Source organism: Sulfitobacter sp. HNIBRBA3233 (assembly GCF_040149665.1).
GTDB classification, from domain to species: Bacteria; Pseudomonadota; Alphaproteobacteria; order Rhodobacterales; family Rhodobacteraceae; genus Sulfitobacter; species Sulfitobacter marinivivus.
The window spans coordinates 2,539,567-2,565,418 of sequence record NZ_JBEFLP010000001.1; the positions used below are offsets into that span (position 1 = coordinate 2,539,567).

At 65.5% G+C, this 25,852-nt stretch carries 22 protein-coding genes; 9 read left to right on the forward strand and 13 right to left on the reverse strand.

Annotated features, from left to right (window positions below; all coding sequences use genetic code 11):
* Window positions 1-13 precede the first annotated feature (13 nt).
* Both polA and ABMC89_RS12425 read right to left on the reverse strand, forming a co-directional pair.
* The gene (gene polA, locus ABMC89_RS12420) at window positions 14-2,806 is read right to left on the reverse strand and encodes a DNA polymerase I (protein WP_349568243.1); all 2,793 of its coding nucleotides are present in this window, start codon (window positions 2,804-2,806) and stop codon (window positions 14-16) included.
* A 118-nt stretch (window positions 2,807-2,924) separates the two neighbouring features.
* Complete coding sequence (locus ABMC89_RS12425; protein ID WP_349568244.1) at window positions 2,925-3,104, reverse strand: zinc-finger domain-containing protein; 180 nt, start codon at window positions 3,102-3,104, stop codon at window positions 2,925-2,927.
* Between the two features lie 588 nt (window positions 3,105-3,692).
* Between ABMC89_RS12425 and gpmI the strand changes: the two genes are divergently transcribed.
* From gpmI to ABMC89_RS12440, 3 genes are read left to right on the forward strand one after another with little or no spacing between them, the layout of a single operon-like run.
* On the forward strand, window positions 3,693-5,210 hold the full coding sequence (gene gpmI, locus ABMC89_RS12430) for a 2,3-bisphosphoglycerate-independent phosphoglycerate mutase (protein ID WP_349568245.1): 1,518 nt from the start codon (window positions 3,693-3,695) through the stop codon (window positions 5,208-5,210).
* Window positions 5,207-6,355: a murein hydrolase activator EnvC family protein gene (locus ABMC89_RS12435; RefSeq protein ID WP_349568246.1), complete on the forward strand. Its 1,149-nt coding sequence runs from the start codon at window positions 5,207-5,209 to the stop codon at window positions 6,353-6,355. The genes gpmI and ABMC89_RS12435 overlap by 4 nt, the downstream gene beginning before the upstream one ends.
* Window positions 6,356-7,693 carry a S41 family peptidase gene (locus tag ABMC89_RS12440; protein WP_349568247.1) on the forward strand — a complete coding sequence of 446 codons (1,338 nt, stop codon included), beginning with the start codon at window positions 6,356-6,358 and terminating at the stop codon, window positions 7,691-7,693. It begins immediately after the preceding gene.
* Window positions 7,694-7,882: 189 nt separating this feature from the next.
* Here ABMC89_RS12440 and ABMC89_RS12445 read toward each other — a convergent pair whose 3' ends face one another.
* The 4 genes from ABMC89_RS12445 to ilvD form a co-directional block, all read right to left on the reverse strand.
* Window positions 7,883-8,254, reverse strand: a complete 372-nt coding sequence (locus ABMC89_RS12445; protein WP_349568248.1) for a hypothetical protein — start codon at window positions 8,252-8,254, stop codon at window positions 7,883-7,885.
* Between the two features lie 16 nt (window positions 8,255-8,270).
* Window positions 8,271-9,044 (reverse strand): DUF6478 family protein, encoded by a 774-nt coding sequence (locus tag ABMC89_RS12450; RefSeq protein WP_349568249.1) that lies wholly within the window; start codon window positions 9,042-9,044, stop codon window positions 8,271-8,273.
* 127 nt (window positions 9,045-9,171) lie between these two features.
* On the reverse strand, window positions 9,172-9,768 hold the full coding sequence (locus ABMC89_RS12455; protein ID WP_349568250.1) for a hypothetical protein: 597 nt from the start codon (window positions 9,766-9,768) through the stop codon (window positions 9,172-9,174).
* Window positions 9,749-11,515, reverse strand: coding sequence for a dihydroxy-acid dehydratase (ilvD, locus tag ABMC89_RS12460; protein WP_349568251.1), 1,767 nt, complete (start codon window positions 11,513-11,515; stop codon window positions 9,749-9,751). Before ilvD ends, ABMC89_RS12455 begins: the two co-directional genes overlap by 20 nt.
* Window positions 11,516-11,732: 217 nt before the next feature.
* Here ilvD and ABMC89_RS12465 point away from each other — a divergent pair, with 217 nt between their 5' ends.
* From ABMC89_RS12465 to ABMC89_RS12485, 5 genes are all read left to right on the forward strand, one after another.
* Window positions 11,733-14,828: an ABC transporter transmembrane domain-containing protein gene (locus ABMC89_RS12465; protein WP_349568252.1), complete on the forward strand. Its 3,096-nt coding sequence runs from the start codon at window positions 11,733-11,735 to the stop codon at window positions 14,826-14,828.
* Entirely contained in the window at window positions 14,825-15,724 is a 900-nt protein-coding gene (locus ABMC89_RS12470; protein WP_349568253.1) for a CPBP family intramembrane glutamic endopeptidase, read from the forward strand. The genes ABMC89_RS12465 and ABMC89_RS12470 overlap by 4 nt, the downstream gene beginning before the upstream one ends.
* Before the next feature lie 61 nt (window positions 15,725-15,785).
* Entirely contained in the window at window positions 15,786-16,745 is a 960-nt protein-coding gene (gene accD / locus ABMC89_RS12475) for an acetyl-CoA carboxylase, carboxyltransferase subunit beta (protein WP_349568254.1), read from the forward strand.
* A gap of 83 nt (window positions 16,746-16,828) precedes the next feature.
* Window positions 16,829-18,112, forward strand: coding sequence for a bifunctional folylpolyglutamate synthase/dihydrofolate synthase (locus tag ABMC89_RS12480; protein ID WP_349568255.1), 1,284 nt, complete (start codon window positions 16,829-16,831; stop codon window positions 18,110-18,112).
* Window positions 18,113-18,228: 116 nt separating this feature from the next.
* Window positions 18,229-18,453 carry a hypothetical protein gene (locus tag ABMC89_RS12485; RefSeq protein WP_349568256.1) on the forward strand — a complete coding sequence of 75 codons (225 nt, stop codon included), beginning with the start codon at window positions 18,229-18,231 and terminating at the stop codon, window positions 18,451-18,453.
* Between the two features lie 13 nt (window positions 18,454-18,466).
* Here the strand turns inward: ABMC89_RS12485 and zapE are convergent, their stop codons facing one another.
* Window positions 18,467-19,531, reverse strand: coding sequence for a cell division protein ZapE (gene zapE / locus ABMC89_RS12490; RefSeq protein WP_349568257.1), 1,065 nt, complete (start codon window positions 19,529-19,531; stop codon window positions 18,467-18,469).
* 114 nt (window positions 19,532-19,645) lie between these two features.
* On the opposite strand from zapE, the gene ABMC89_RS12495 reads away from it, so the two are divergent.
* The gene (locus ABMC89_RS12495; protein ID WP_349568258.1) at window positions 19,646-20,884 is read left to right on the forward strand and encodes an MFS transporter; all 1,239 of its coding nucleotides are present in this window, start codon (window positions 19,646-19,648) and stop codon (window positions 20,882-20,884) included.
* A gap of 66 nt (window positions 20,885-20,950) precedes the next feature.
* Here the strand turns inward: ABMC89_RS12495 and ABMC89_RS12500 are convergent, their stop codons facing one another.
* From ABMC89_RS12500 to ABMC89_RS12525, 6 genes are all read right to left on the reverse strand, one after another.
* Window positions 20,951-21,889, reverse strand: a complete 939-nt coding sequence (locus ABMC89_RS12500; protein WP_349568259.1) for an alpha/beta fold hydrolase — start codon at window positions 21,887-21,889, stop codon at window positions 20,951-20,953.
* On the reverse strand, window positions 21,886-22,806 hold the full coding sequence (locus ABMC89_RS12505) for an ornithine cyclodeaminase family protein (RefSeq protein WP_349568260.1): 921 nt from the start codon (window positions 22,804-22,806) through the stop codon (window positions 21,886-21,888). The genes ABMC89_RS12500 and ABMC89_RS12505 overlap by 4 nt, the downstream gene beginning before the upstream one ends.
* A complete protein-coding gene (locus ABMC89_RS12510) occupies window positions 22,803-23,423 on the reverse strand; it encodes an HAD family hydrolase (RefSeq protein ID WP_349568261.1) in 621 nt (206 codons plus the stop codon). The genes ABMC89_RS12505 and ABMC89_RS12510 overlap by 4 nt, the downstream gene beginning before the upstream one ends.
* Window positions 23,424-23,487: 64 nt before the next feature.
* On the reverse strand, window positions 23,488-23,943 hold the full coding sequence (locus ABMC89_RS12515) for a YaiI/YqxD family protein (protein ID WP_349568262.1): 456 nt from the start codon (window positions 23,941-23,943) through the stop codon (window positions 23,488-23,490).
* Window positions 23,940-24,773, reverse strand: coding sequence for an S-formylglutathione hydrolase (gene fghA / locus ABMC89_RS12520; RefSeq protein WP_349568263.1), 834 nt, complete (start codon window positions 24,771-24,773; stop codon window positions 23,940-23,942). The genes ABMC89_RS12515 and fghA overlap by 4 nt, the downstream gene beginning before the upstream one ends.
* Window positions 24,774-24,841: 68 nt before the next feature.
* The gene (locus ABMC89_RS12525) at window positions 24,842-25,771 is read right to left on the reverse strand and encodes an AEC family transporter (RefSeq protein ID WP_349568264.1); all 930 of its coding nucleotides are present in this window, start codon (window positions 25,769-25,771) and stop codon (window positions 24,842-24,844) included.
* Between the last annotated feature and the right edge of the window lie 81 nt (window positions 25,772-25,852).

A 25,852-nucleotide genomic window follows, 5' to 3' on the forward strand; every position in this document is an offset into this window, starting at 1 on the left:
ACGAGGGGGTGGTTCAGTGCGCCTCGGCCCAGTTCGCGCCCTGGCCCGCGTCGACGGAAAGCTTCACGTCGAGCTTCACCACCGGATCGCAGGCGCCTTCCATGACCGTGCGGGCGGCACCGATCAGATCGTCCTCCGCCCCCTTGTCGACTTCGAACAGCAATTCGTCGTGGACCTGAAGCAGCATCTTCGCGGGGATGCCCGCGATGGCATCCGGCATCCGGATCATGGCGCGGCGGATCACGTCGGCGGCGGTGCCCTGAATCGGGGCGTTGATCGCGGCGCGGGCGGCGAAACCGGCACGGGGGCCTTTGCTGGCGATCTCGGGCGTGTGGATCTTGCGGCCAAAGAGCGTCTGGACGAATTTGTGTTCCTTGGCGAATTCCTTGGTGTCGTCCATGTATTTGCGGATGCCGGGGAAACGCTCGAAATAGCGGTCGATGAAGCCCTGCGCCTCGGCCCGCGGGATGCGCAGGTTGCGGGCGAGGCCGAAGCCCGAAATCCCGTAGATCACCCCGAAGTTGATCGCCTTGGCCTGGCGTCGCACGTCCGGTGTCATCTCGTCCATCGGGACGCCGAACATCTCGGACGCGGTCATGGCATGAATGTCGAGCCCGTCCGCGAAGGCCTGTTTCAGCTCGGGGATGTCGGCAATATGCGCGAGCAGGCGCAATTCGATCTGGCTGTAGTCCAGCGCCACCAGCGTCTTGCCCTCTTCGGCGACGAAGGCTTCGCGGATGCGGCGGCCTTCCTCGGTGCGGATCGGGATGTTTTGCAGGTTCGGATCGGTCGAGGCGAGCCGCCCGGTCGCCGCACCGGTGATCGAATAGGACGTGTGGACGCGGCCCGTGTCCTTGTTGATGTGATCCTGAAGCGCGTCCGTGTAGGTGGACTTGAGCTTGCTGAGCTGCCGCCAGTCGAGCACGCGCGCCGGCAGTTCATGCTCTGTCGCGAGGTCTTCGAGCACATCCGCACCGGTGGCATAGGCGCCGGTCTTGCCCTTCTTGCCGCCTTCGAGCCCCATCTCGTCGAACAGGATCTCGCCCAGCTGCTTGGGCGAGCCGACGTTGAAACTGTGGCCCGCGAGTTCGTGGATCTCGGCCTCGAGCGCGCCCATTTTCTGGGCGAAGGCGTTGGACATCCGGCTGAGCGTGTCCCGGTCGACCTTGACGCCGTAGCGTTCCATCTGCGCCAGAACCGGCACCAGCGGGCGCTCCATCGTCTCGTAGACGCGGGTGACCTGTTCGCGGTGCAGCTGCGGTTTGAACTGCTGCCACAGGCGCAGGGTGATGTCGGCGTCTTCGGCGGCGTAGGGCACGGCATCGGCCAGCGGCACCTTGTCGAAGGTGATCGCGGATTTGCCAGACCCCAGAAGCGGCTTGATCGGGATCGGGGTGTGCCCGAGGTAACGCTCCGCCAGCGTGTCCATCCCGTGACCGTGCAGACCTGCGTTCATCGCGTAGGACATCAGCATGGTATCGTCGAAAGGGGCGAGCGTGATGCCGAGCTGCGCGAAGATCTTGGCATCGTATTTCATGTTCTGCCCGATCTTGAGGATACCGGGATCCTCCAGCATCGGGGTGAGCATCTTCAGCGCTTCCTCAAACCCCATCTGGCCCTCGGCCAGATCGTCTGACCCGAAGAGATCGTCGCCCCGGTTCGCCTTGTGCGTCAGCGGAATGTAACAGGCCTCGCCCGCGTCGACGCAGAGGGAAATGCCCACAAGCTCGGCGGTCATCTCGTCGAGGCCGGTGGTTTCGGTGTCCACGGCGACATAGCCACGCTCGTATATCCGGTCGAGCCAGCCTTGCAGCGCCTCGGCGTCACCGACCTGTGTATAGGTCGCCTTGTCGAAGGGGACGGTTTCGATCTCCGGCGCGTTCTCTTCGGCCTTGGGTTCGGGAATTGCGGGGGCCTCGACATGCAGCGCGTCGGCGATGCGCTTGGTCAGGGTGCGGAATTCCATCCGGGTTAGGAAGTCGAGCAGCTTTTCCGGATCGGGGTCGCGGACTTCGAGATCGTCGAGGGTGAACTGGATCGGCGTCTTGTCGTCGAGCAGCACCAGCTTGCGCGACAGGCGGATCTGTTCGGCGTGGTCGATCAGGGTCTGGCGGCGCTTGGGCTGCTTGATCTCTTCGGCCCGCTCGAGCAGCGATTCCAGATCGCCGTATTCGTTGATGAGCAGCGCCGCCGTCTTGATCCCGATACCCGGCGCACCGGGCACGTTATCGACCGAATCCCCGGCGAGCGCCTGCACGTCCACCACGTTTTCGGGATAGACGCCGAATTTTTCGTGGACGCCTTCGCGGTCGATACGGGTGTTCTTCATCGCGTCCAGCATCTCGACGCCGCCGCCCACGAGTTGCATCAGGTCCTTGTCGGAGCTGATGATGGTGCAGCGGCCACCGGCCTCGCGGGCCTGCACGGCGAGCGTGGCGATGATGTCGTCGGCCTCATACCCCTCAAGCTCTTCGCAGGCGATATTGAACGCCTCTGTCGCTTCGCGGGTCAGGGGGATCTGCGGGCGCAGGTCTTCGGGCATCTCTTCGCGGTTGGCCTTGTACTGGTCGTACATCTCGTTGCGGAAGGTATGGCTGCCCTTGTCGAAGATCACCGCGACATGGGTGGGCGCATCCGAACCGGTGTTCCCCTCGACGTAGCGCTGGAGCATGTTGCAAAAGCCGTGGACCGCGCCGATGGGCGCGCCGTCGGATTTGCGGGTCAGCGGCGGCAGGGCGTGGAAGGCGCGGAAGATGAAGGCCGATCCGTCGATCAGGTGCAGATGGTGCCCTTTGCCGAATGCCATGTGGTGCGTTCCTTCCTGAAGGTTGTCCCGGAGGAGCGGTGGACGACACGCGTCCTGCGCCTACCGGCGGGAATATAGGGCAGGGGGCCGTCCGGGACAGGGCGGAGGCCTGCGGGTGTCAGACCTTGCCTTCGAAATCGCGGTGAATGAACTTGCAATCGCAATAGCCGCATTCGACCCAGCCCTTGTCGGCGGGGATCTGGTACCAGACGCGCGGGTGGCCAAGCGCCCCTTCGCTGCCGTCGCAGGCGATGCGGTAGCTGTCAACGATGCGGGTTTCTGGGACATCTTGTGTCATCTGGGGCCTCGGGGCTGAACGAAAGGACCGGCGTCACGCCATCGCCCGCCGTTATGGACAATGTGCGGCGGGCGGGCAAGGGCAAGCGCAAGCCGCGCTTGCGCCATCCGCATCAGGGGGTGATTCGCGCCCGTCGGCCCCAGAGGTCGAATCGCGCGCCTGACGCCTACGCCACATCGTGTATGACCGGCCTCCGCTGGCGGATTATCTGGAGTCCGCCGGGGGAAAATACACGGCAATCTCAAAATTTCGTTGATCGGGAGCCGGCGGAGAGTCAACATGTCGCCATACCAAGCATCTATAGAAAGATTCCTTTCTTTTCCCTCTTCTTTGTACCCAAGGGCGGGGCTGAAACGGAAGCGAACCGTAACGCTGCCGACGATTCGTCGGGAGCAGGCTGTGTGGCATATTTCGCCCCGCGGTCCCGGGTCGGGTCCGTGGCATCCCTCCCGGTGCGACCGGACGCTCTTGGGGCTCATTTCTTGACCTTCGCCCGCGCGGACTGCGCCCTTCCGAAATATGGGTTCAATCCGGCGGCCAACGGCGTTAGAAGGCCGGTATCCTGTCACACCCTCCCAAGGAGCGTTCATGGCCCCCCGCAAGCCTGTTGTCCTGTGCATCCTAGATGGCTGGGGACTGAGTTCCCTGCGCAAAGGAAACGCCCCCCTGCTGGCCGAAACTCCGACGATGGACCGCCTGATGCAGGCCTGCCCGAACGCCACGCTGACGACATTTGGCCCCGATGTGGGTCTGCCACGGGGGCAGATGGGAAATTCGGAGGTGGGCCATACCAATATCGGTGCGGGTCGCGTCGTGGCGATGGACCTCGGACAGATCGACCTTGCCATCGAAGAAGACCGTTTCGCGACCAACCCGCCGCTGGTGGCGTTCATCGACGCGCTGAAGGTGTCCGGCGGCACCGCGCATCTTTTGGGGCTGGCCTCCGAGGGCGGTGTGCACGGGCATATCTCGCATATGATCGCGGCGGCGCGGGCGCTGGATGCGGCGGGCGTGCCGGTGGTGATCCACGCGCTGACCGACGGACGCGACGTGGCCCCGCAGGCGGCGGGTGACGATATCGCGGCGCTCGCGCAAGCGCTGCCCGATGGCGCGCGCATCGTGACGGTGACGGGCCGCTATTTTGCCATGGACCGCGACAACCGCTGGGACCGCGTGGCCCGCGCCCATGGTGCGATCGTGCGCGGCGACGGCGAAGCGGCCCCCAGCGCGGGTGACGCGGTTCGGGCGGCCTATGCGGCGGGCACCACGGATGAGTTCATTTCGCCCCATGTGATTGATGGATACGCGGGCGCGCGTGACGGCGACGGTTTCTTCTGCCTCAATTTCCGCGCCGACCGCGCGCGGGAGATCATGGCCGCCCTTGCCGCGCCGTCCTTCGACGGGTTCGACCGGGGCGGGCGCATCGACTGGGCCGCCGTCATGGGCATGGCGCAGTATTCGAGCGCCCATGACGCCTATATGACGACGATGTATCCCAAGCCCGATATTCCGAACACCCTGGGCGCGTGGGTCGCGGCGCAGGGCCTGCGCCAGTTCCGCGTGGCCGAGACCGAAAAATACCCTCACGTGACCTTCTTCCTGAACGGCGGAGAGGAAGAGCCAGCCCCCGGCGAGGACCGCGATATGCCGCGTTCGCCCAATGTGGCGACCTATGACCTGCAGCCGGAGATGTCGGCGGAGGAGGTGACGGCGAAGCTGGTTGCAGCCATCGGTTCGGGCTACGACCTGATCGTGGTCAACTACGCAAACCCCGACATGGTGGGCCACACCGGCGATCTGGAGGCGGCAATGGCTGCCTGTCACGCTGTGGATGCCGGTCTGGGCCGTGTCGTCGCGGCGCTGGAGGCGGCGGGCGGGTCGATGATCGTGACCGCCGATCACGGCAACTGCGAAACGATGATCGACCCCGACACCGGCGGGCCGCATACGGCGCATACGCTGAACCCTGTGCCGGTCGTGCTGGTCGGCGGGCCCGAGGGCGCGCGCCTGCGCAGCGGCAGGCTCGCTGATCTGGCGCCGACGGTGCTGGCGCTGATGGGCATCACACCACCGCCGGAGATGACCGGCGAAAGCCTGATCGTATGAAACTGCGGGCGGCGATCCTCGGCCTCGCGCTCATGGTGCCCTGCGCCGGGCTGGCGCAGGAGGGCGACGCCGCTGCCGAGGCCCGCGCGGCCGGGGTGCTTCTGGATGCGGCGATCGCGCGGCTCGACGCGGCCGACGGGGCGCGCGACAGGGTGCTGGCGTTGACCGAAACGATACAGGCTTTCGAGACCGGCCTTGCCGCGATGCGCACCGGCTTGCGGCAGGCGGCGATCCGCGAGGCGCAGCTGAGCCGCCGCCTGTCGGCGCGCGATACCGAGGTGGGCCAGCTTCTCTCCGCGCTGCAGAGCATCGGCAAGGGCGGAACGCCGACGGCGTTTCTGCATCCCGACGGGCCGACGGGGACGGCGCGGGCGGGGCTGCTTCTGGCAGAGCTGACGCCGGCGCTGAACCAGCGCGCCGACCGGCTGCGCCGCGATCTGGAAGACGTGCAGACCCTGCGCGCGCTTCAGGTCGATGCCGAAGAACGCCTGCGCGAAAGCCTGACAGCCGTGCAGGCGGCGCGCACCGCGCTGAACCAGGCGATGGCCGAACGGACCGACCTGCCCAGACGTTTTGTCGAGGATCCCGTATCCACGGCGATTCTGATCGCGTCGACCGAAACGCTGGAGGGGTTCGCATCGGGCCTGTCGCAGATCGTCGGCACCGAGAACATCAACGTCGAGACCCCCAACGCCATTGAGGCAGAGGCAGGCAGCCTGCCCCTGCCGGTTCAGGGAATCGTGCTGCGCGGCATGGACGAGCCCGACGCCGCGGGTGTCGCGCGGCCCGGCCTGCTGATCGCCACGCGTCCGCGCGCGATTGTCACATCTCCAACGGCGGCCACGATACGCTACAAGGGGCCATTGCTGGACTTTGGCAATGTCATCATCCTGGAGCCGCGGGCAGACACGTTGTTTGTCTTCGCGGGGCTCGAAACCGTCTATGGCGAGACGGGGCAGGTCATTCCCGCGGGCACGCCCGTCGGGTTGATGGGCGGGCCGGATGGCGGTGTCGGCGGGGAATTGTCAACAGATGGTGAGGGTACTGGCGCTCGGCGCTCGGAAACGCTCTATATGGAAATAAGACAGGATAACGTTCCACGGGATCCCGGATCCTGGTTCAGAACCGACAAGGATGGTGAGTAGATGAAGAAATTTCTGATGGCCGCACTGGGCGGCACTGTCGCGGGCGTGATCGCCACGACCCAGATCGCCGCCCCCCTGCTGGCGCAGGAAGCGGCCAAGACCGAAAGCGTTTACGAACAGCTTGACCTGTTCGGCGATATCTTCGAGCGGATCCGCAACCAGTATGTTACGGAGGTCGACAGTTCCGAACTGATCGAGGCCGCGATTGACGGGATGCTGACATCGCTCGATCCGCACTCAAGCTACCTGTCGCCCAAGGATGCCGAAAAGATGCGCGAACAGACGCGCGGCGAATTCGGCGGTCTGGGCATCGAGGTCACTCAGGAGGACGGCTTCGTCAAGGTTGTGTCGCCCATCGACGGCACCCCCGCCGACGAGGCAGGCATCGAAGCCGGCGATTTCATCACCCATGTGAACGGCGAAAGCCTGCTGGGTCTCGTTCTGGACGAAGCGGTGGATCTGATGCGCGGGCCGGTGGGGTCGGAGATCGTGATTACGGTGGTGCGCGAGGGCGAGCAGGAGCCGTTCGACGTGTCGATCATCCGCGACACGATCGAGCTGACGGTCGTGCGGTCGCGCACCGAAGGCGAAACGGTCGTGCTGCGCCTGACGACATTCAATGAACAGACCTATCCCAAGCTCGAAGAACAGCTTGCCGAACGGGTCGAGGCGCTGGGCGGTATGGAAAACGTCAACGGCTTCGTGCTGGATCTGCGCAACAACCCCGGCGGTCTGCTGACGCAGGCGATCAAGGTGTCCGACGCGTTCCTCGACGCGGGCGAGATCGTGAGCACCCGTGGCCGCGAAGCCGCGGACGGGGACCGCTACAACGCCCGCGAGGGCGATCTGGCACAGGGCAAGCCCATCGTCGTGCTGATCAACGGCGGCTCTGCCTCGGCCTCCGAAATCGTCGCGGGCGCGTTGCAGGACCACCGCCGCGCCATCGTCATCGGCACCAAGAGCTTTGGCAAGGGGTCCGTGCAGACGGTGATGCCGCTGCGCAGCCAGGGCGCGATGCGACTGACCACCGCGCGGTATTACACGCCGTCGGGCCGGTCGATCCAGGCGCTCGGCGTGTCGCCTGACATCGTGGTGGCGCAGCCGCCCCGCCGCCCCGAGACCGAGGACGAGGAAGAAGGCGCCAACCGCCTGATCCGCTCCGAAGCGGACCTGCGCGGCAGTCTGAACAACGACAGCCTGAGCGAGGACCAGATCGAACAGATCGAGGAAGACCGCGAAAAGGCCGAGAAGACCGCCCAGTTGCGCGAAGAGGATTACCAGCTGGCCTACGCCATCGACATCCTCAAGGGCCTCTCCGCGCTGGGTCCGAAGGACTGAGCAGGGCGCGTCAGCGGTGATACACTCAGGGGCCGTCCGGTATCGGGCGGCCCTTTTTCATGGCCTCCTGTCAGGCGGCAGGCACGGGGTTTCAGGCGGAATGGAATGACAGCACCGGTTCGAGCGCGCGGACCAGCGCCCCAAGCCGGACACGGGCGAGGAGCGCGCGCAGCGTAGCGAGGAGCCCCCTCAGCCGGTTTCGAGGCAATGCCTGCGGAATGCGCGCTTGAGCATGTCGAGTTCCGCGCGCAGCAGGTCCATCTCGACCCGCATGTCGTCGGCCAGCGCTTCGCCCGCCATCAGGGTGATGGACCCGATCTGTCTGGATGTGGCGGCATCCGCGATCAGCACCGTGTGCATGCCGTCGGCAATCGCCTCCCGCGGGATCGGGATCTGCACGGCGAAACCGTCGCCCGCGCCTGTCGCGCTCAGGGTCACGTCGGGGACGTCCTTTCCCTGATGCGTCACGGCCAGCTTCGGCACGGCCCCGCCGGTGCCGGTCAACAGCCCCTCCCAGACGCCCTGCTGCATCTTGGTCTTGGTCAGCGTGATCTCGGTCATGGTGTCGCTCGCTCGCTCAAATCTGGGCCCGTGGCCGGCGTGAGAAGGTAAGGTCGCGCAGCGTGACCTCGTTCATTTCCGGCCCTTCAAAGATCAGGTCGATCCACGCGCCTTCGACCCGGCGCTCGTTGAGGTTGGAATAGGCGAGGTCGAATTCAACCACGATCTGATCTTCCCCGAGGTCGAGTTCGCGCACGATCTGTTCGGTGTTCGGCCCGTTCTTGATGTTCAGCCGCGCGAAAATCTCGATCGGCTTTTCCAGCTCGATGATCATGTCCATGCGCAGCAGATGCGTGCGTTTGAGACCGGTAAACCCTTCATCGGGCAGGTCGATCACCAGCGACAGGAACGATCCGTCGAACTGGAACACGTCCATGCGCAGCCCGTAGGGCGCAAGATCCTCCTCGCGCAGGTTGCGCAGCTGGCGCAGGGTCAGTTCCGAAAAGTCGCAATCGTGGAACAGCGTCACCTCGTTGCCCAGCATCGACCGCGTCTGGACCGAGCTCATCCCCGGTACCGGCAGCGGCCCGCGCCAGAGTTCGGGGCGCCACGCCCAGTCGGCGTTATGTGGCTTGGGAAAGCTGGTGGAGCCTGTCAGCGGCAGCGCCAGACGTTCGTCCGCGATATGGATCAGATGGTCCAGATGCGCCTTCAGCTGGCGTGCGCGCAGACGCTGGCGGCGCAGCGACGACAGGTCCGCGGTGCGTGCCATACGCGCGTTGCGCGCCCATTTGGCGATCGCGCGGGTATAGAATGCCGCGTCGAGCAGATTTTCACCGAGTTTCGCCATACTGCCTATGCCTTGCTGCGTGCCGCCGGACCCTATGCGCACATTCCTTGCGTTCCGCTGAACGGGTGTGCTTTGGCGCAGAATGCCACCGAAGTCCCCCGTGACGCAAGCGCCCTGATCCTGTGCCTCAGGTCTTCGACCGTGTCCGTGCGATCAGGTCTTCCACAAGGCCCGCGCCCTCGATGGACAGGGCGCGTTTGCCCTCGGCCCCGAATAGCGCGACACCCATCGTATAGGTGCCGAGCCTTGCGACCGCGCGCCAGTGCAGATCCGACAGTTCCGGCGTGGGCGGGGTGCCGCGGGTCGCGAAAACCGTGTGATCGGCCGCGTCGCGCTGGCGTTCGGGCGCGGCCAGTCCCGCGGCTTTGGCATAGTCGCTGGCGCTGGGCAGCGCTGCGCCCGCCGCGCTGCGGGTGAAGCTGGCCGTCATCAGGCCCAGCGGAGCGCCACGGCCGCCGGTATTCGCCCCCAGCGTGTCGCAGCGCGCCATCAGCGCGAAATCCTGCCGCAGGCTGTAGGGATCTATGCAAAACCCCGCCGGCGGCACCAGCGTGACCCCGCCGCGCATCATCACCGCCTGTGTCAGTGGGGGGCGGGCGGGTTTGGTGGCGCCGGACGTGGCCAGCGCGTCCAGAAATCCACCCGATCCGTCCACCCCCTCGCAGGCCGCAAGGCCCGCGCAACACAGCAGGGCTGCGCCGACCCTAGAGATCCATGTAGTCATGGGTCTCGTGCTTGGCGCCGGGATGGGTCACGGCACCGAGATAGGTAGGCCCGACAAGCTGCGCGTATTTCCACAGCGCGCCCGAGGCATAGTTGGTCTCGCGCGGGCCTGTCCACGCTTCGCGGCGCTTGGCGAGCTCGTCGTCCGACAGGTCCACGTCGATGGCGCCGGTGATCGCGTTGATGGTGATCATGTCGCCGTTCTTCAGCAGCGCGATGGGGCCGCCCATCGCAGCCTCCGGCCCGACGTGGCCCACGCAGAAACCGCGCGTCGCACCCGAGAACCGCCCGTCGGTGATCAGCGCGACTTTCTTGCCCATGCCCTGCCCGGACAGCGCCGCCGTGGTCGCCAGCATCTCGCGCATACCGGGACCGCCGCGCGGACCCTCGTTGCGGATGACGAAGACATCGCCTTCGGAATAGGTGCGGTTCTGCACCGCCTCGAAGGCGTCCTGTTCGCATTCGAACACCAGCGCGGGACCGGTGAAGACGATGCTGTCCTCGTCCATGCCCGCGATCTTCACGATGGCGCCTTCCGGGGCGAGATTGCCCTTCAGGCCGACAACGCCGCCGGTCTTGGAGATCGGATTGGCGACCGAGTGGATGACCTTGCCATCCGCCTCGCGCTCGATCTTGTCGAGCTCTTCGCCCATGGAATAGCCGGTGACGGTCAGGCAGTCGGTGTGCAACAGGCCCGCCTTGCGCAGTTCGCGCATCACGACGGGAACACCGCCCACGTCGTAGAGATCCTTGGCGACGTACTGACCGCCCGGTTTCATATCGACGAAATAGGGCGTGTCGCGGAAGATCTCGCAGACGTCTTCGAGGAAGAAGTCGATGCCGGCCTCATGCGCCATGGCGGGCAGGTGCAGACCCGCGTTGGTAGAGCCGCCCGTGCAGGCCACGATGCGCGCGGCGTTCTCGAAGGCTTCGCGGGTGCAGATGTCGCGGGCGCGGATGTTCTTTTCGATCAGGTTCATCACCGCCTTGCCCGACGCGATGGCGTATTCATCGCGGCTCTCGTAGGGCGCGGGCGCGCCAGAGGAGTTGGGCAGCGCAAGGCCGATCGCTTCGGAAACGCAGGCCATGGTGTTGGCGGTGAACTGACCGCCGCAGGCCCCCGCAGACGGGCAGGCCACGCGTTCCAGCACATCGAGCGCGGCTTGCGACATGGTGCCGTTCTGGAAATTGCCGACGGCCTCGAACATGTCCTGCACCGTCAGGTCACGGTCGGCGAAGCCTTCCGGCACATCCGCGCCCTTGGGCGCCTTGCCCGGCAGGATCGACCCGCCGTACATGAACACCGATGGCACGTTCAGCCGGATCATGGCCATCATCATGCCGGGCAGGGATTTGTCACAACCCGCGAGCCCGACGAGCGCATCGTAGCAGTGGCCCCGCATGGTCAGCTCGACCGTGTCGGCAATCGCCTCGCGGCTGGCCAGCGACGACCGCATGCCTTCGTGGCCCATGGCGATGCCGTCGGTGACGGTGATGGTGGTGAATTCGCGCGGCGTGCCCTGTTCGGCTGCAACGCCCACCTTGACCGACTGCGCCTGACGGTTCAGCGCGATGTTGCACGGCGCGGCCTCGTTCCAGCAGGTCGCCACGCCGACGAGCGGCTGGTGGATCTCTTCCTCCGTCATGCCCATGGCATAGTAATACGACCGGTGTGGCGCGCGCGCCGGGCCTTCGGTCACATGGCGGCTGGGCAGTCTGGATTTGTCGAAACGGCTGTTGCTGGACATCGGTACGCTCCCTTGTCGTGTCTTGCAAACTCGATAGGCGAGCGGGGCCGTGCTGGCAAGTCTGCTGCAAGGGGCAGGACCTGATCCGAGCGCGCGTTTCGCCCGCAGGTTTGGCGCTGGAAGGCCGCGCAGGCGGGACGCGCACAGTGCCTGCGCGTTGTAACCCGTGGTCTGCGGCCCTAGATTGTCCCTACGCCCCTTCACGGAAAGCCAGCCCATGGAACGCAGCCTGTTCGCCTTCATCTGGAAGTATTCCAAGCGCGACCAGATTTTCCTGCTGGCGTTCACGGTTTTCACCTTTCCCTTTCTCTACGCCACGCTCGAGCTGCCGAAGCGGATCATCAACGATGCCATCGGCGCCGAGTCTTCTACCGTCGAGGTGTTCGGCAACCAGATCGGGCAGATCGAGTTTCTGGTAGCGCTGTGTCTGGCGTATCTGGGGGCGGTGATCGCGCACGGCCTGCTGAAGATGCGGCTGAACACCATGAAAGGCGTGCTGGCCGAGCGGATGCTGCGCAGGTTCCGCTATCGCCTGATTTCGCGGATGATGCGGTTCCCCAAACGCTATTACCAGAACACCAGCCAGGGCGAATTGGTCAGCATGATCACCTCCGAGGCCGAGCCCATGGGTGGGCTGATGGGCGATTTCATCGCCCAGCCGGTGTTTCAGGCCGGCCAGATGCTGATTATCGTGATCTTCCTGTTCATCCAGTCGTTCTGGTTCGGTCTGGCCGGTGTCGCGCTGATCCCGTTGCAGGCCTATGTGATCCCGATGCTGCAGCGCCAGATCAACCTTCTGAACAAGGACCGGATCGCGCAGGTGCGGCTGCTGTCCGCCGAGATCGGCGAAACGGCGGCGGGCATCGCCGACTTGCGCACCAACGGCGGCTGGCGCTTCCGTCTGGCGGCCTTCACGGACCGGCTGGGGATGCTTTTCCGCATCCGTTTCCAGATCTACCAGAAGAAATTCTTCATGAAGTTCCTCAACAACTTCATCACCCAGCTTACGCCGTTCTTCTTCTATCTGGTCGGCGGCTATCTGGCGATCAAGGGCCAGATCACCGTGGGCGCGCTGGTGGCCGCACTCGCGGCCTACAAGGATCTTTCGAGCCCGTGGAAGGAATTGCTGGCCTATTACAACCAGACGCAGGACATGGGGCTGCGCTGGGAGATCGTCACCGAACGTTTCGCCCCGCGCGGGATGATCGACGAAGCCCTGTTCGAAGGCACACCGGACGAGATCCCGCACCTCAAGGGGGATATCCATATCCACAATGTCGTGGTGTCCAACGGCGAGGGCGGCAACGTGCTGGAAAACATCACGCTTGAAATCCCCAAGGGCGCGCAGGTGGCGGTCAAGGCGTCGACACAGGCCGAACGCCGCGCCTTTGCCGAGCTTCTGACCCGCGAGGTGATGCCGTCGCGCGGGACGGTCACGATGGGCGGCCACGATATCGCGACCCTGCATCAGGCGGTGATCGCGGCGCGGATCGGCTATGTGCAGGCGCAGCCCTACCTGTTCAACGGCACCATCGGCGACAACCTGTTGATGTCGCTGCGCACCTCGCCGAAGACGGTGTTGTGGGACCCTGACAAGCGGGATCGCGATGCGATCGAAGCACGGCGCGCGGGCAACAGCCTCGACAGCCTCAAGGCCGACTGGCTGGACCCCGCGCTGGCCGATCTGCAGAAGGAACAGGACGTCTACGCGTGGTGGTTCGAACTGAGCCGCGTGCTGAACACCGACGAGGGGATCATCCGTAGCGTCCTGAATTCGCGGATGGACCCCGAAAGGCATCCCGTGCTTGCCAGCCGGCTGGTGGCCCTGCGCGACGATGTCGAGGCCACGCTGAAGGAGCGCGGATTGGACGGTGCCGTGTACCGCTTCGATCCCGACAGCTTCAACCCGGCGGTGCCGTTGGCGGGGAACCTTCTGTTCGCGGCACCGCGCCGCGACATTTCCCAGCAGGGGCTGGCCGCCGAAAAGCGGCTGCTCGGGATGATCGTCGAACAGGGGCTGGCCGAACAGGCCATCGCGATCTCGCAGACACTGGTCGAGACCCTGCACCAGACCTTTGGCCGCGACGGCACCGACCATCCGCTGTTTACCGCGCTGGGCATCGAGGCGCAGCTTTACGAGCAGCTGGTGGATATCGCCGCGCGGCGCCGCGACGAGGGCGACGGCGCGTTGAGCGAGGAAGAATTCGCGCTGCTGCTGACCGTGCCTTTCGCCTTTACCGCCGAACAGATCGGTCCGGCCTTCCCCGAAAGCTTCAAGGACGAGATTCTGGCGATCCGGCGTACCAGCGCCCCGACGCTGCGCGAACGCGCGTCGGACCTGTTCGTGCCCATCGCGCCCGAGAACTATCTGCCGCGGCTGACGCTGCTGGAAAACCTGCTCTACGGGCGGGTCTCCAACATGGCGGGCCTGCAGGAGGATCTGATCCTGGACGCGGTGTCGGACATCCTGCGCGAGAACGGTTTGCGCCAGATGGTCGCGTCGAATGTGTTCGACGTGCCGACAACGATTGGCGGGGCGAACCTGCCGCAATCGATTCACGAGCGCGCCTCGTTCACCCGCGCGGGGATCAAGAAGCCCGATGTGCTGATCTTCGACAAGGCGCTGATGGGTGGCGATCACGCGGCGGTGCGCAAGCGTCTGCGGGACCTGATGCCCGAGACCACGCAGATTTTCGTCAACGACACGATTGATGCGCCCGACACCTACGACATGCTGGTCGAGATCAGCCACGGCCGCATCGACGGTGTGGAGGCCGGAGCGGACCCCGCGATCAACGGCGGCGTGTCGGACGACCTGCGCCGCAAGCTGTCGGTGATCCAGCGCAACGACCTGTTCAGCAATCTCGAACCGCGGGCCCAGCGGCTGCTGGCCTTTGCAGCGCAGTGGTACGAAGCCCCGGCGGGGACCCGGATTTTCAGCATCGGAGAGCCGCCCGATGCGGCCTATCTGTGTCTGTCGGGCAAGGCGGAAATCTCGTTCACCAACGATGACGGGCGCGAACAGCATATCTCGACGGTCGAGCCGGGGCGCGTGATCGGCGATCTGGCGGTGATCGTGAACGAACCGCGCTCGGTCAGCCTGACCACGCTGGAGGATACCCGGTTCCTGCGCCTTGGTGCCGCGCAGTTCCGGTCGGTCATCGAAAACGATACCGCCGTGATGATGAGCCTTCTGAAAACCGTCTCAGGCCATCTGACCGGCGCGAGCGAGGTGATGCGCGCGGCCAATATTTCCGTGCCGCGCGATTTCGGGCCCTCCGCCCCGCCGCTGCTGCCGGAGGAGGGACGATGAGGGCGCTTCTGCCGGATTACGCGATGCACGCGTTGCATACGCGCGCCGCGCAAGGGACCGCCCAGATATGGCGCGTCCTGCTGGCCATCGTGCTGATGGTCGCGGCCTATATCAGCCTCAGCCTTGTCTACCGCGAGGGACTTTTCGCGCTGATCACACTCACCCCGTCGCTGCAGGAAGAGCTGGGCACGGGCAGTTCCGCGCGCGCCATGTACCTGATATTGCTCAACTTCGCAGTCATCACGGCGAGCGTGGCCATCGCCGTGCGGGTGGTGCATAGGCGTCCGGCGATCAGCGTTCTGGGGCCACTGGCGCTGCTGGTGCCGCATTTCGCACGGGTTATGGGGATACTGGTGGTGCTGGGCCTCGTCGTCATGGTGCTGCCCCCCTACGAGATCGGCGGCGCGCTGGTGCCCCATATGGCGCCGGGCAAATGGGCGCTTTTGCTGCCGGTGTCCCTGATCGCGGTGTTCATCCAGATCAGCGCCGAGGAAGTGCTGTTTCGCGGCTACCTGCAACAGCAACTGGGCGCGCGGTTCCGGTCGGCGCTGGTGTGGATGGTCCTGCCTTCGGCGCTGTTCGCCATCGGACATTACCAGCCCGCCGAAGCGGGCGGAAATGCGTGGATCATCGTGGTGTGGGCGTTTGTCTTCGGGATGCTGATGGCCGATCTGACCGCGCGGGCGGGCAATATCGGCCCGGCGCTGGCGGTCCATTTCGTCAACAACGTCGGCGCGCTGCTGATCACATCGCTGCCCGATACGCTCAGCGGTCTGGCGTTGTTCCACACGCCTTTCGGCATGGACGACGAAGCGGCGCTGATGGCGTGGATGCCGGTGGATTTCGCGATGATGCTCTGCATGTGGCTGGCCGCGCGGCTGGCGTTGCGGCGCTGATTGCAATTCCGGCGCCGCACCTTTATCTCAAGGCCAAACCTAACGTCAGGACCGTGACCCCATGAACTGGATCAGCAATTACGTCCGCCCCCGGATCAATTCGATCTTCTCGCGCCGCGAGACGCCCGAGAACCTGTGGACGAAATGCGAGGAATGCGGAACGATGCTGTTCCACCGCGAGGTCAGCGAGAACCTCAACGTGTGTACGAACTGCGGCCATCACATGCACATCACGCCGCGCGACCGTTTCAAGGCGCTGTTCGACGGCGGTGTCTATTCCGAGGTGAAAGTCCCCGCGCCGACGCCGGACCCGCTGCATTTCCGCGACCAGAAGAAATACCCCGACCGCCTGCGCGCCGCGCAAAAGCAGACCGGCGAGACAGAGGCGATGCTGGTCGCCTCCGGTGATATCGGGCGCACGCCAATCGTGGCCTGCGCGCAGGATTTCAGCTTTATGGCCGGATCGATGGGGATGTATGTCGGCAACGCCATCATCGCCGCTGCGGAAGAAGCGGTGAAGCTGAAGCGCCCGCTGGTGCTGTTTTCGGCCGCCGGTGGCGCGCGGATGCAGGAAGGGATCCTGAGCCTGATGCAGATGCCGCGCACCACCGTGGCGGTGCAGATGCTGAAGGAAGCGGGCCTGCCCTATATCGTCGTGCTGACGCATCCGACCACGGGCGGGGTTACGGCAAGCTACGCGATGCTGGGCGATGTCCATATCGCCGAGCCGAACGCGCTGATCTGTTTCGCGGGACCGCGCGTGATCGAACAGACGATCCGCGAGAAGCTGCCCGAAGGGTTCCAGCGCGCCGAATACCTGCTGGATCACGGGATGCTGGACCGCGTGACACCGCGCACCGAGTTGCGCGAGGAGCTGATCACGATCGTGCGGATGCTGATGGGGCTGCCGCCTGCGGTGCGGGGCGATCTGCCGCCACCGGCGGACCTGCCGCACGAGCTGTCGCCCGAGCCCGAAGCGGAAGCCGCCCCCGCCCCCCCACCCGCAGCCAAGAAAGGATAGCCGGCCCTTCGGCCGGCCACGGGGGCTCCTCGCTGCGCTCCTCGCCCCTGACACCACCGTTTCGACAGACTGGACCCGCCGCGATGGCCGACGCTGACACTGCTTCCTCGGATGTCATTCTGGACCGGATGATGGCGCTGCATCCCAAGGTCATCGACCTGACGCTGGACCGGATGTGGCGGCTGCTGGACGCGCTGGGCAACCCGCAGAACGATCTGCCGGCGGTTGTCCATATCGCGGGCACCAACGGCAAGGGATCGACGCAGGCGATGATCCGCGCCGGGCTGGAGGCCGCGGGCCACCGCGTCCATGCCTATACCTCGCCGCATCTGGCGCGCTTTCATGAACGGATCCGGCTGGCCGGGACGCTGATCGACGAGGACGCGCTGAGCGCTGTGCTGGACGAATGCTATGCTGCCAATGGCGGCGAGAGCATCACCTATTTCGAGATCACCACCGCCGCAGCGCTGCTGGCCTTTGCCCGCACGCCCGCCGACTATACCCTGCTGGAGGTCGGTCTTGGCGGTCGGCTGGATGCGACCAATGTCATATCGAGCCCCGCCGCCACGGTGATCACGCCCGTCTCGATCGACCACCAGCAATTTCTGGGCGATACGCTGGCGCAGATCGCGGGCGAGAAGGCGGGCATCATCAAGCGCGGAGTGCCCTGCATCGTCGGCCCGCAGGCCGAGGAGGGGCTGGAGGTGATCGAGGCGCGGGCCGCCCGTGTCGGCGCGCCCCTGCGTGCCTACGGCCAGCACTGGCATGTCGGCACGGAAGGCGGGCGGCTGATCTATCAGGACGAAAGCGGGCTGCTGGACCTGCCGCGCCCCAACCTGCTGGGCGCCCATCAGGTGCAAAACGCCGGTGCCGCGCTTGCCACCCTGCGCCATCTGGGTGCTGACGAGGCTGCCTGCACCGCTGCCGTCACCCAGGCCGAATGGCCCGCGCGCATGCAGCGGCTGCGCAAGGGGCCGCTTTTCGACATCGCGGGAACGGCGGAGCTGTGGCTCGATGGCGGCCACAACCCTGCCGCCGGAGAGGCGATTGCCGCGCTGCTGGCTGATCTGCCGAACGTGCCGACCCACCTGATCTGCGGAATGCTCAACACCAAGGACATCGGCGGCTATCTGCGGCCGCTTGCGCCGCATGTGGCGTCCCTTCAGGCGGTGTCGATCCCCGGCGAATCCGCGACACTGGCCGCCGAAACCACGGCCGAGGCAGCCCGCGCGGCGGGCATCACCGCCACCGCCGCCGACAGCGTCGAGGATGCGCTGCGCGCCATCGTGGCGCAGGACCCCCAGGCGCGGGTCGTCATCTGCGGATCCCTGTATCTTGCGGGCAACATTTTGCGGCGTAACAGTTAACGGAATTGCAAGCTTTCAGGGGTCAACTTGACCCGTGGAAAGCGCCGAAATACCCTCGGAGCTATAACAGACCGGATGCGGCGATGCGCCTGTCCGGCATCAACCGAGGATCGAGCATGACCCAGACTTCCGCCACAACGCGGGCCGCATCCGCGCCTGAAACTCCCGTGAAAAGGCAACTGATCGTCTGCGGCGTGGCGATTGCCATCATGTCCCTCGGCGTCTGGAGCCTGTGGAACGAGATGGCGCCCTACCATCCCGACAGCTACAGCGCGGGCCCCGGATTTGACGCAGAAGAAGTCAGCCGCGACGGCGGTTCGCTGACCGCAATCTCCGACTAGCGCCGCCCGCCGTTCAGGCCCCGTCACGGCCCCAGTCGGCGCTCTGCATCTCGCGCAGGCGCGAGGCGGTGCGCTCGAACTCGAACGTGCCCTCGCCTTCGAGGTAGAGCATTTCGGGCGAGGCCGCCGCCGAACAGATCAGGCGCACGCGCGCCTCGTAAAGCGCGTCTATCAGGGTGACGAAGCGCTTGGCCTCGTTGAAGTTGCTGCGCCCCAGCGTCGGAATGTCGTCGAGCATCAGCACACGGACCGCTTCGGCGATGGCGAGGTAGTCCGCCGCGCCCAGCGGTTGCCCGCACAGCGCGTGAAACCGCGCGCGCCCGATCCCGCTGCGAAAGCGTGGCAGCACCACGTCGCGCCCCTTGACCCGCAGGGTCAGCGGTTCGGCGTCGCCCCCGGTCAGGTCCTCCCAGACCGCGTCCATCGCGGCGCGGCTTTCGTCGTTCACGGGGGTGAAATAGACCGGGCTGCCCGACAGCCGGTCCTGACGGTAATCGGTCGGGCTGGCAAGTTCGTGGACAACCATCCGGTCCTTGATCAGCTCGATGAACGGCAGGAAAATCTGCCGGTTCAACCCGTCCTTGTAGAGGTCGTCGGGAATGCGGTTCGACGTCGTGATCACGGTCACCCCGCCCGCGAACAGCGCCTCGAACAGGCGCCCGACGATCATCGCATCGGTGATGTCGGTGATCTGCATCTCGTCGAAGGCCAGCAGGCGGATGCTGTCTGTCACCTCTTTCGCCACCGGTGCGATGGCGTCATCGACGCCTGTCTTGCGCGCGGCGTGCAGCTTTTCGTGGATTTCCTGCATGAAGGCGTGGAAATGCACGCGGCGTGCCGGAATATTGCCCAGCTCGCGCACGAAGAGATCCATCAGCATGGATTTGCCGCGCCCGACCCCACCCCAGAGATAGAGACCCTTTGGCGGTTCGGGCGCACGCCGGAAAAGCCCCTTCTTCACGGGCTTTTCCAGTGCGGCGCGGATGCGGTCGAATTCGGGAAGAACGGCCTCCTGCGCGGGATCGGGCGCAAGGGTGCCTTCGGCGATCATCTGGTCGTATCTCTGGCGCATGCTCATGCAGGGATGCCTAGCGCGGCGGCGCGGCGTTGGAAAGTGTAAGGATACAATCTCGCAATTGACGAAACCGCGGACCCCGCGCAGGTTGGCCGGACAACTGCCGGAGTCGTCACATTGGAAAAATCCCCGCTGTTCACGCCGGTGCTGATCGTCGGTTGCGCGATCATCATCGTCAGCTTCGCCGTCCGCGCGTCCTTTGGCGTTTTCCAGATCCCGATCGCCGAGGAATTCGGCTGGCTGCGGGCGGAATTCTCGCTCGCCATCGCGATCCAGAACCTTGCGTGGGGGATCGGGCAGCCGATCTTTGGCGCGCTGGCGGAGCGGATGGGCGACCGCAAGGCGATCGTCGCGGGGTCGGTGATCTATGCGCTGGGGCTGATCCTGTCGGCGGGCGCCGAGACGCCGCTGGCGCACCAGACCTATGCGTGGCTGGTGGGCTTCGGGATCGCAGGGACCGGGTTTGGCGTGATCCTTGCGGTGGTCGGGCGCGCCGCATCCGACGACAACCGGTCGATGGCGCTGGCTGTCGTCACGGCGGCGGGCAGCGCGGGCCAGATCTTTGGCGCGCCGGTGGCCGAATGGTTGCTGGGCTTCATGGGCTGGCAAAGCGTTTTCCTGATCTTCGCCGCTGCCATCCTCGCGATAATCCTGACCCTGCCGTTCATGCGCGCGCCGGTACAGGCGGACCGGACCGAGCTGGAAGAAAGCATGGGCACGATCCTCATGCGGGCATTCCGCGATCCCAGTTACGCGCTGATCTTCCTCGGATTTTTCTCCTGCGGATATCAACTGGGGTTCATCACCGCGCATTTCCCCGCCTTCGTCACCGAACTCTGCGGCCCGATTCTGGCCGGCGGGGTGCTGCACAACATGGGGATCACCACGACATCGGCGCTGGGTGCGGTGGCGATTTCGCTGATCGGGGCGGCCAATATCGCGGGATCGCTTGCGGCGGGCTGGGCCGGCAAGCGATATTCCAAGAAGTACCTGCTGGCGGGGATCTACGCGGGGCGCACGGTGGTTGCGTCGGTGTTCATCCTGATGCCGATCACCCCCGCCAGCGTGATCGTCTTCTCCATCGCCATGGGGGCGCTGTGGCTTGCCACCGTGCCGCTGACCTCGGGGTTGATCGCGCATATCTACGGGCTGCGCTACATGGGGACGCTTTACGGGATCATCTTCTTCAGCCACCAGTTGGGCAGCTTCGTCGGTGTCTGGCTCGGCGGGCGGATGTATGACGTCTATGGCACCTACACGATGGTGTGGTGGATCGGCGTGGGCGTCGGCGCCTTCAGCGCGATCGTCCACCTGCCCGTGCGCGAACGCCCCGCCGGATTGCCCGAACCGGCATAGCGCATCCGTACCATGCTTGGCGGGCTGGGCAGAAGCTATGGCCAGAAGGCAAAGAGGCCGCTGCCCCTAGTCGGCGAGGGGTGCTGCGGGCGCGGGCAGAAAGGCGGTGATCCGCTCTGTCACCTCGGACGCGTGGGTATAGGGCAGGCCGTGGCCCGCATCGGCGATGACGTCGTGGCGGACGTGGCGGTTCCACGCGGCAAGCTGCCCCATCGAACTTGTGGGGATCACCGTGTCATCCTCGCCCCAGATCGCCAGAACCGGCAGGCCGTTGCGATGGATCGCCAGATGTTCGCCCTCCATCGGGCGGGCGAGGATGCCGCGCAGGCTGGCAAGCACCGCCGGAACGAACCCCCGGAAATCGAGCTGCGCGCGTTGCAGATCCGCGATGCCGGGGACCGCGCTGGCCAGATCGCGTTCGGCGCGGATGCCCTGCCGCAGCGCGCGCGGATAGAGCGCCAGCATCGCCCATGTGCCCAGAAGCCCACGGTCGCGGATAAAGCGCAGGGTCGGCGTGTCGGGCACGGACATTCCGGCGGGGGCGATCAGAACCAGCCGGTCGACCCGTTCGGGCTGTGCCGCTGTGAACCCCGCCGCAATGGCGCCGCCCATGGAATAGCCGACAAGGTGGAAAGGTGTCGTGATATCGAGATGTGCCAGCAGCGCGTCGAGCTGCGCGAGAAAGAACCCCTTGTCCTCGACCCCTCCGGGCCGGTCGGAAAACCCCCGTCCGTACAGATCGTAGGCCAGCACCCGAAACCCGCGCACGGCCAGACCCCGCGCGATGGCCGTCCAGACAAAGCTGGGGGTGGTCAGCCCGTGGATCAGAACCACCAGCGGTCCGGTTTCGGGGCCGCTGAGGTGATAGTGCGTCACCCCGCCCTCAAGCTCGGCAAACTTCCCCGGTGCCGAGCCGCGCCGCCCATCCGACATTTGCGGCTTGTAGCGTTCGTAGACGAAAGGGGCGGCGAAGACCGCGAGCAGCAGAAGCGCCAGCCAGATCATCTGGCGCCGCGCCACTGCTCAAGGATATAGCGGCTGGTCATCAGATCGAGATGCGCACCGCCGCCGTTCTTGGCGATGGTGATCTCGTCAGGGCTGGTGCGGGTCACACGGTCGAGCGTGTAGTAATCCGCGATGATGTCTGATTTCTGGATCGTACCGGCCTCCAACGGGATCTTGAGCTCTCCGATATGGCCCAAAGTCGTGTCGAAACTGTCAACGAAGAGCCGCGCGCGGCCGAGTGCGGTGTCGTCGACCTCGCGCATGTCGGGGCGATAGGCGCCGATCAGGTCCAGATGCTGGCCGGGGCGCAGCCAGTCGCCCGCGATCACCGGCTCGGTGGCCATGGTTGCAGTCGCGATGATGTCCGCCGCGCCGACGGCTTCGGCAAGGTCGGTCGCGACTTTCAGCCCGGGGATATCGCGGGCCATCTCGCGGGCGTTGGCGGTGGTGCGGTTCCAGACGGTGAATTCGGCCTCCGGAAAGGCGGCGCTATAGGCCTCGACCAGTGACCGCGCGACGGTGCCCGCCCCGACCAGAAGGATGCGGCGGCTGTCGGGCCGTGCCAGCCTGCGCGCGGCCAGAAGGCTGTCACCTGCGGTTTTCCACTTGGTCACCAGATGGAAGTCGATGATCGCCTCCAGCGTGCCGTCCGCGTCGGAATAGAGGCTGACACCGCCGTTGATATTCGGTGTGCCACGGGCCGCGTTGCCGGGAAAGATCGTCGCGGATTTCACGGCGATGCCCATGCCGTCGATCCATGCCGCGCGGCTGAGCAGCGTGTCGGGATCGCGGTAGAGAAAGGTATCGCCGATCTCGGCCTTCGGCAGGGCATGGCCCGCCGCCAGCGCATCGGTCAGGCCGATCCAGTCCATCGCCCGCTCTCCGGCCTCGAAGGAGATAAAGGGAATATCGCTCATTGTGCGTCCTCCTGTGTCAGCAGCCCTTCGGCGACCAGCCGGTCGGCCCAGCCTGCGGACCCGGTGAAATGGTGTGTCTGCCAGCCGCGCGAACTGGCCTGCGCGATGTTGTCGGCGCGGTCATCGGTGAACAGCAGCGCGTCACCGGAGAGCCCCGTCGCCTCTTCCAGCATCCGGTAGATCGTCGGGTCGGGTTTGATCGTCCCCATATGCCCCGAGATGAAATCGCGGTCGAATTCGCGCAGGAACGGGTATTTCGTTTCGGCCAGCGCGTAGGTTTCAATTCCGAAATTGGTCAGGGAAAACACCGGCACGCCACGGCCCTGAAGGGCGCGCATCAGGCGCACGGAATGGTCGATGGCGGGCGACGCCATGTCGAGCCATCGGTCGTGCCAAAGCATCACGGCGTCGTGGAAATCGGGATGGTTCGCGGCGGTCTCTTCCAGAACGCTGGTGAAATTCTCGCCGCGATCGACGCGGTCGTTCATCGCGTGCAGGTCGATGGCCGCGAACAGCGCGCGGCGGCGCTCCTGCCCGATCTGCGCATCGAAGAACCGTTCGGGCTGCCATTCTATCAGGACGTTGCCGATGTCGAAAATCACCGCTTGCGGGGTCATCAAGCCTCCTTTGGCAGGACGGATTGCTGTGCACCCTGCCGGTTTCGGGTTGTCGGTCGCGTGGCTAGCCCGCCCTGGCGGCGGCACGGATCTCACGCTCCAGCGCCTCCAGAAAGCGGGAACGGTCGGCCTTTGTAAAGCCTTTGCCGCCGCCCTGCCGGAACGGGTCGGCGGCGCGCAGGTCGGTCATCAGGTCGCGGGTGGCAAGCACGTTGCCGATGTTCGCCTGCGTCAGCGCCTCGCCGTTGTGCTTGATCACACGCGCGCCGGCGGCGACGCATTTGGCGGCCAGCGGGATGTCACCGGTCACGACCACGTCGCCCGGGCCCGCGCGTTCGGCGATCCACATATCGGCCACGTCCGGCCCGTCGGGGACGATCACGGTTTCCACCAGCGGGTTCTGCGATGGGCGCAGGCCGCCGTTGGAGACCACGAACATGCGCAGCCGGTGGCGCGTGGCGACGCGCTCGGCCTCGGCCTTCACGGGACAGGCATCGGCGTCGATGTAGAGCGCCGTCATGCGGACCAGAGCGCTTCGGCGTGGAAGGTGACGTGGTCTTCCATGAAGGTCGAGATGAAGAAATAGCTGTGGTCATAGCCGGGCTGCATCCGGAAGATGCCCTGCTGCCGCCGTTTCGCCATGGCCGCGCTCAGCGCTTCGGGCATCAGCAGATGCAGAAACTGGTCGTCGGTGCCCTGATCGATCAGAACGGGACCGTCAAAGCCTTTCTCGGCCATCAGAAGGGTCGCGTCATGGGCCTGCCATGTGCTGCGGTCCTCGCCCAGATAGGCAGTGAACTGCTTTTCGCCCCAGTCGCTTTCGGTGGGGTTGGCGATGGGTGCAAAGGCCGACACCGAGCGGAAGCGCCCCGGCAGCGACATCGCAAGCGTCAGCGCGCCGTGTCCGCCCATGGAGTGCCCGGTGATGCTCTGGCGGTCCATGTCGAGCGGGAAGTGTTCGGCCAGAAGGGCGGGCAATTCGTCCGAGACATATGTCCACATCGCGAAATGCGCGGCCCAGGGATCCTGCGTGGCGTCGACGTAGAAACCCGCGCCCTTGCCGAGATCGAAAGCCTCGTCGTCGGCCACGCCGTCGCCGCGCGGCGAGGTGTCGGGAAAGACCAGCGCGATGCCCTGCTCGGCGGCCCATGCCTGCGCACCCGCCTTGACCATCGCGTTCTCGTGGGTGCAGGTCAGGCCCGACAGGAACCACAGCACCGGCACCGGACCTTCCTGCGCCTCTGCGGGCAGAAACAGCCCGAAGGTCATGTCGCAGTCGCAGGCGGGGGATGCGTGTTTGATGACATGTTGCACACCGCCGAAGCAGGCGTTGGACGAAAGCGTTTCCATGGAATGTCTCCTGTTGCGGTTTGGCCTTGGCTACCGTGCCGGAGGGGCAGGCCGCAAGGGGCATGGCGTCATGCGCCCGTCAGCCACCCGATCCAGAGGCTGACCGTCACGATGCTGACTGCCGTCGAGACGAGGATCGCGGCCGAAACCCGCTGGGGTGCGACGCCGTAGTGCTGGGCCAGAATATAGACGTTACCGGCCACGGGCAGCGCCGCCGCCGAGATCACGACCGTCGCCTGATAGGGATCGACGTGGAACAGCGCAAAACAGGCGAAGGCCACGAAGAGCGGGTGCAGTACCAGCTTGCAGAAGGTCAGCCAGCCCGCGACGCTCAGCCGTTCCGCGGATTTCGACGCCAGCGACGCGCCGATGGCAAAGAGCGCGCCGGGTGTGGCCGCGGCCCCCAGAAGGGACAGGAATTCGTTCATCGGGTCCGGAATGGGGATTTGCAGGCCCGACCACAGAAGGCCGAGCGTGATCGCCACGATCATCGGATTCTTCAACAGCCCCAGGCCTACGGTGCGCAGGATCGCGATGCTCATCCGGCCATCGCGCGAGCCGGTGATCAGGATCACGATCAGCGAGGAGAAGACGATGAGGTCGATGGCCAGCGCCAGCATCACCGGACCGATGGCTTCGGCGCCCAGAAGCAGCGTCAGCATCGGCACGCCCAGAAAGCCCACGTTGCCGATCACCGCGCATTGCGCCTCGATCGCCGTCACCTCGACCTTGAGACCGCGCAGATAGGCCACGATGGTCGCAATGCCGTAGACAAAGGCGGTGCCCCACAGATAGGCCGCCACCAGCCTGCCGTTCCACACATCGGCCAGCGACAGATTGGCGGAAAACCGGAACAGCATCGCGGAAAGCGCGAAGTAGAACACGAACTTGGTGAGGTAGGCGGTCGCTTCCTCGGAAAAGAATTTCGTGCGCCCGGCCCAGTACCCCAGACCGATGAGCGCGAAAAACGGAAGTGTTTTGAGGAAGATCGCAAGCATGAGCGAAGGGATAACTTGGCCGCAGGGTGCCTGCCAGAGAAAACGGCACCCGGCAGGGCAAAGGCTGCGGTGCGTTGCAAA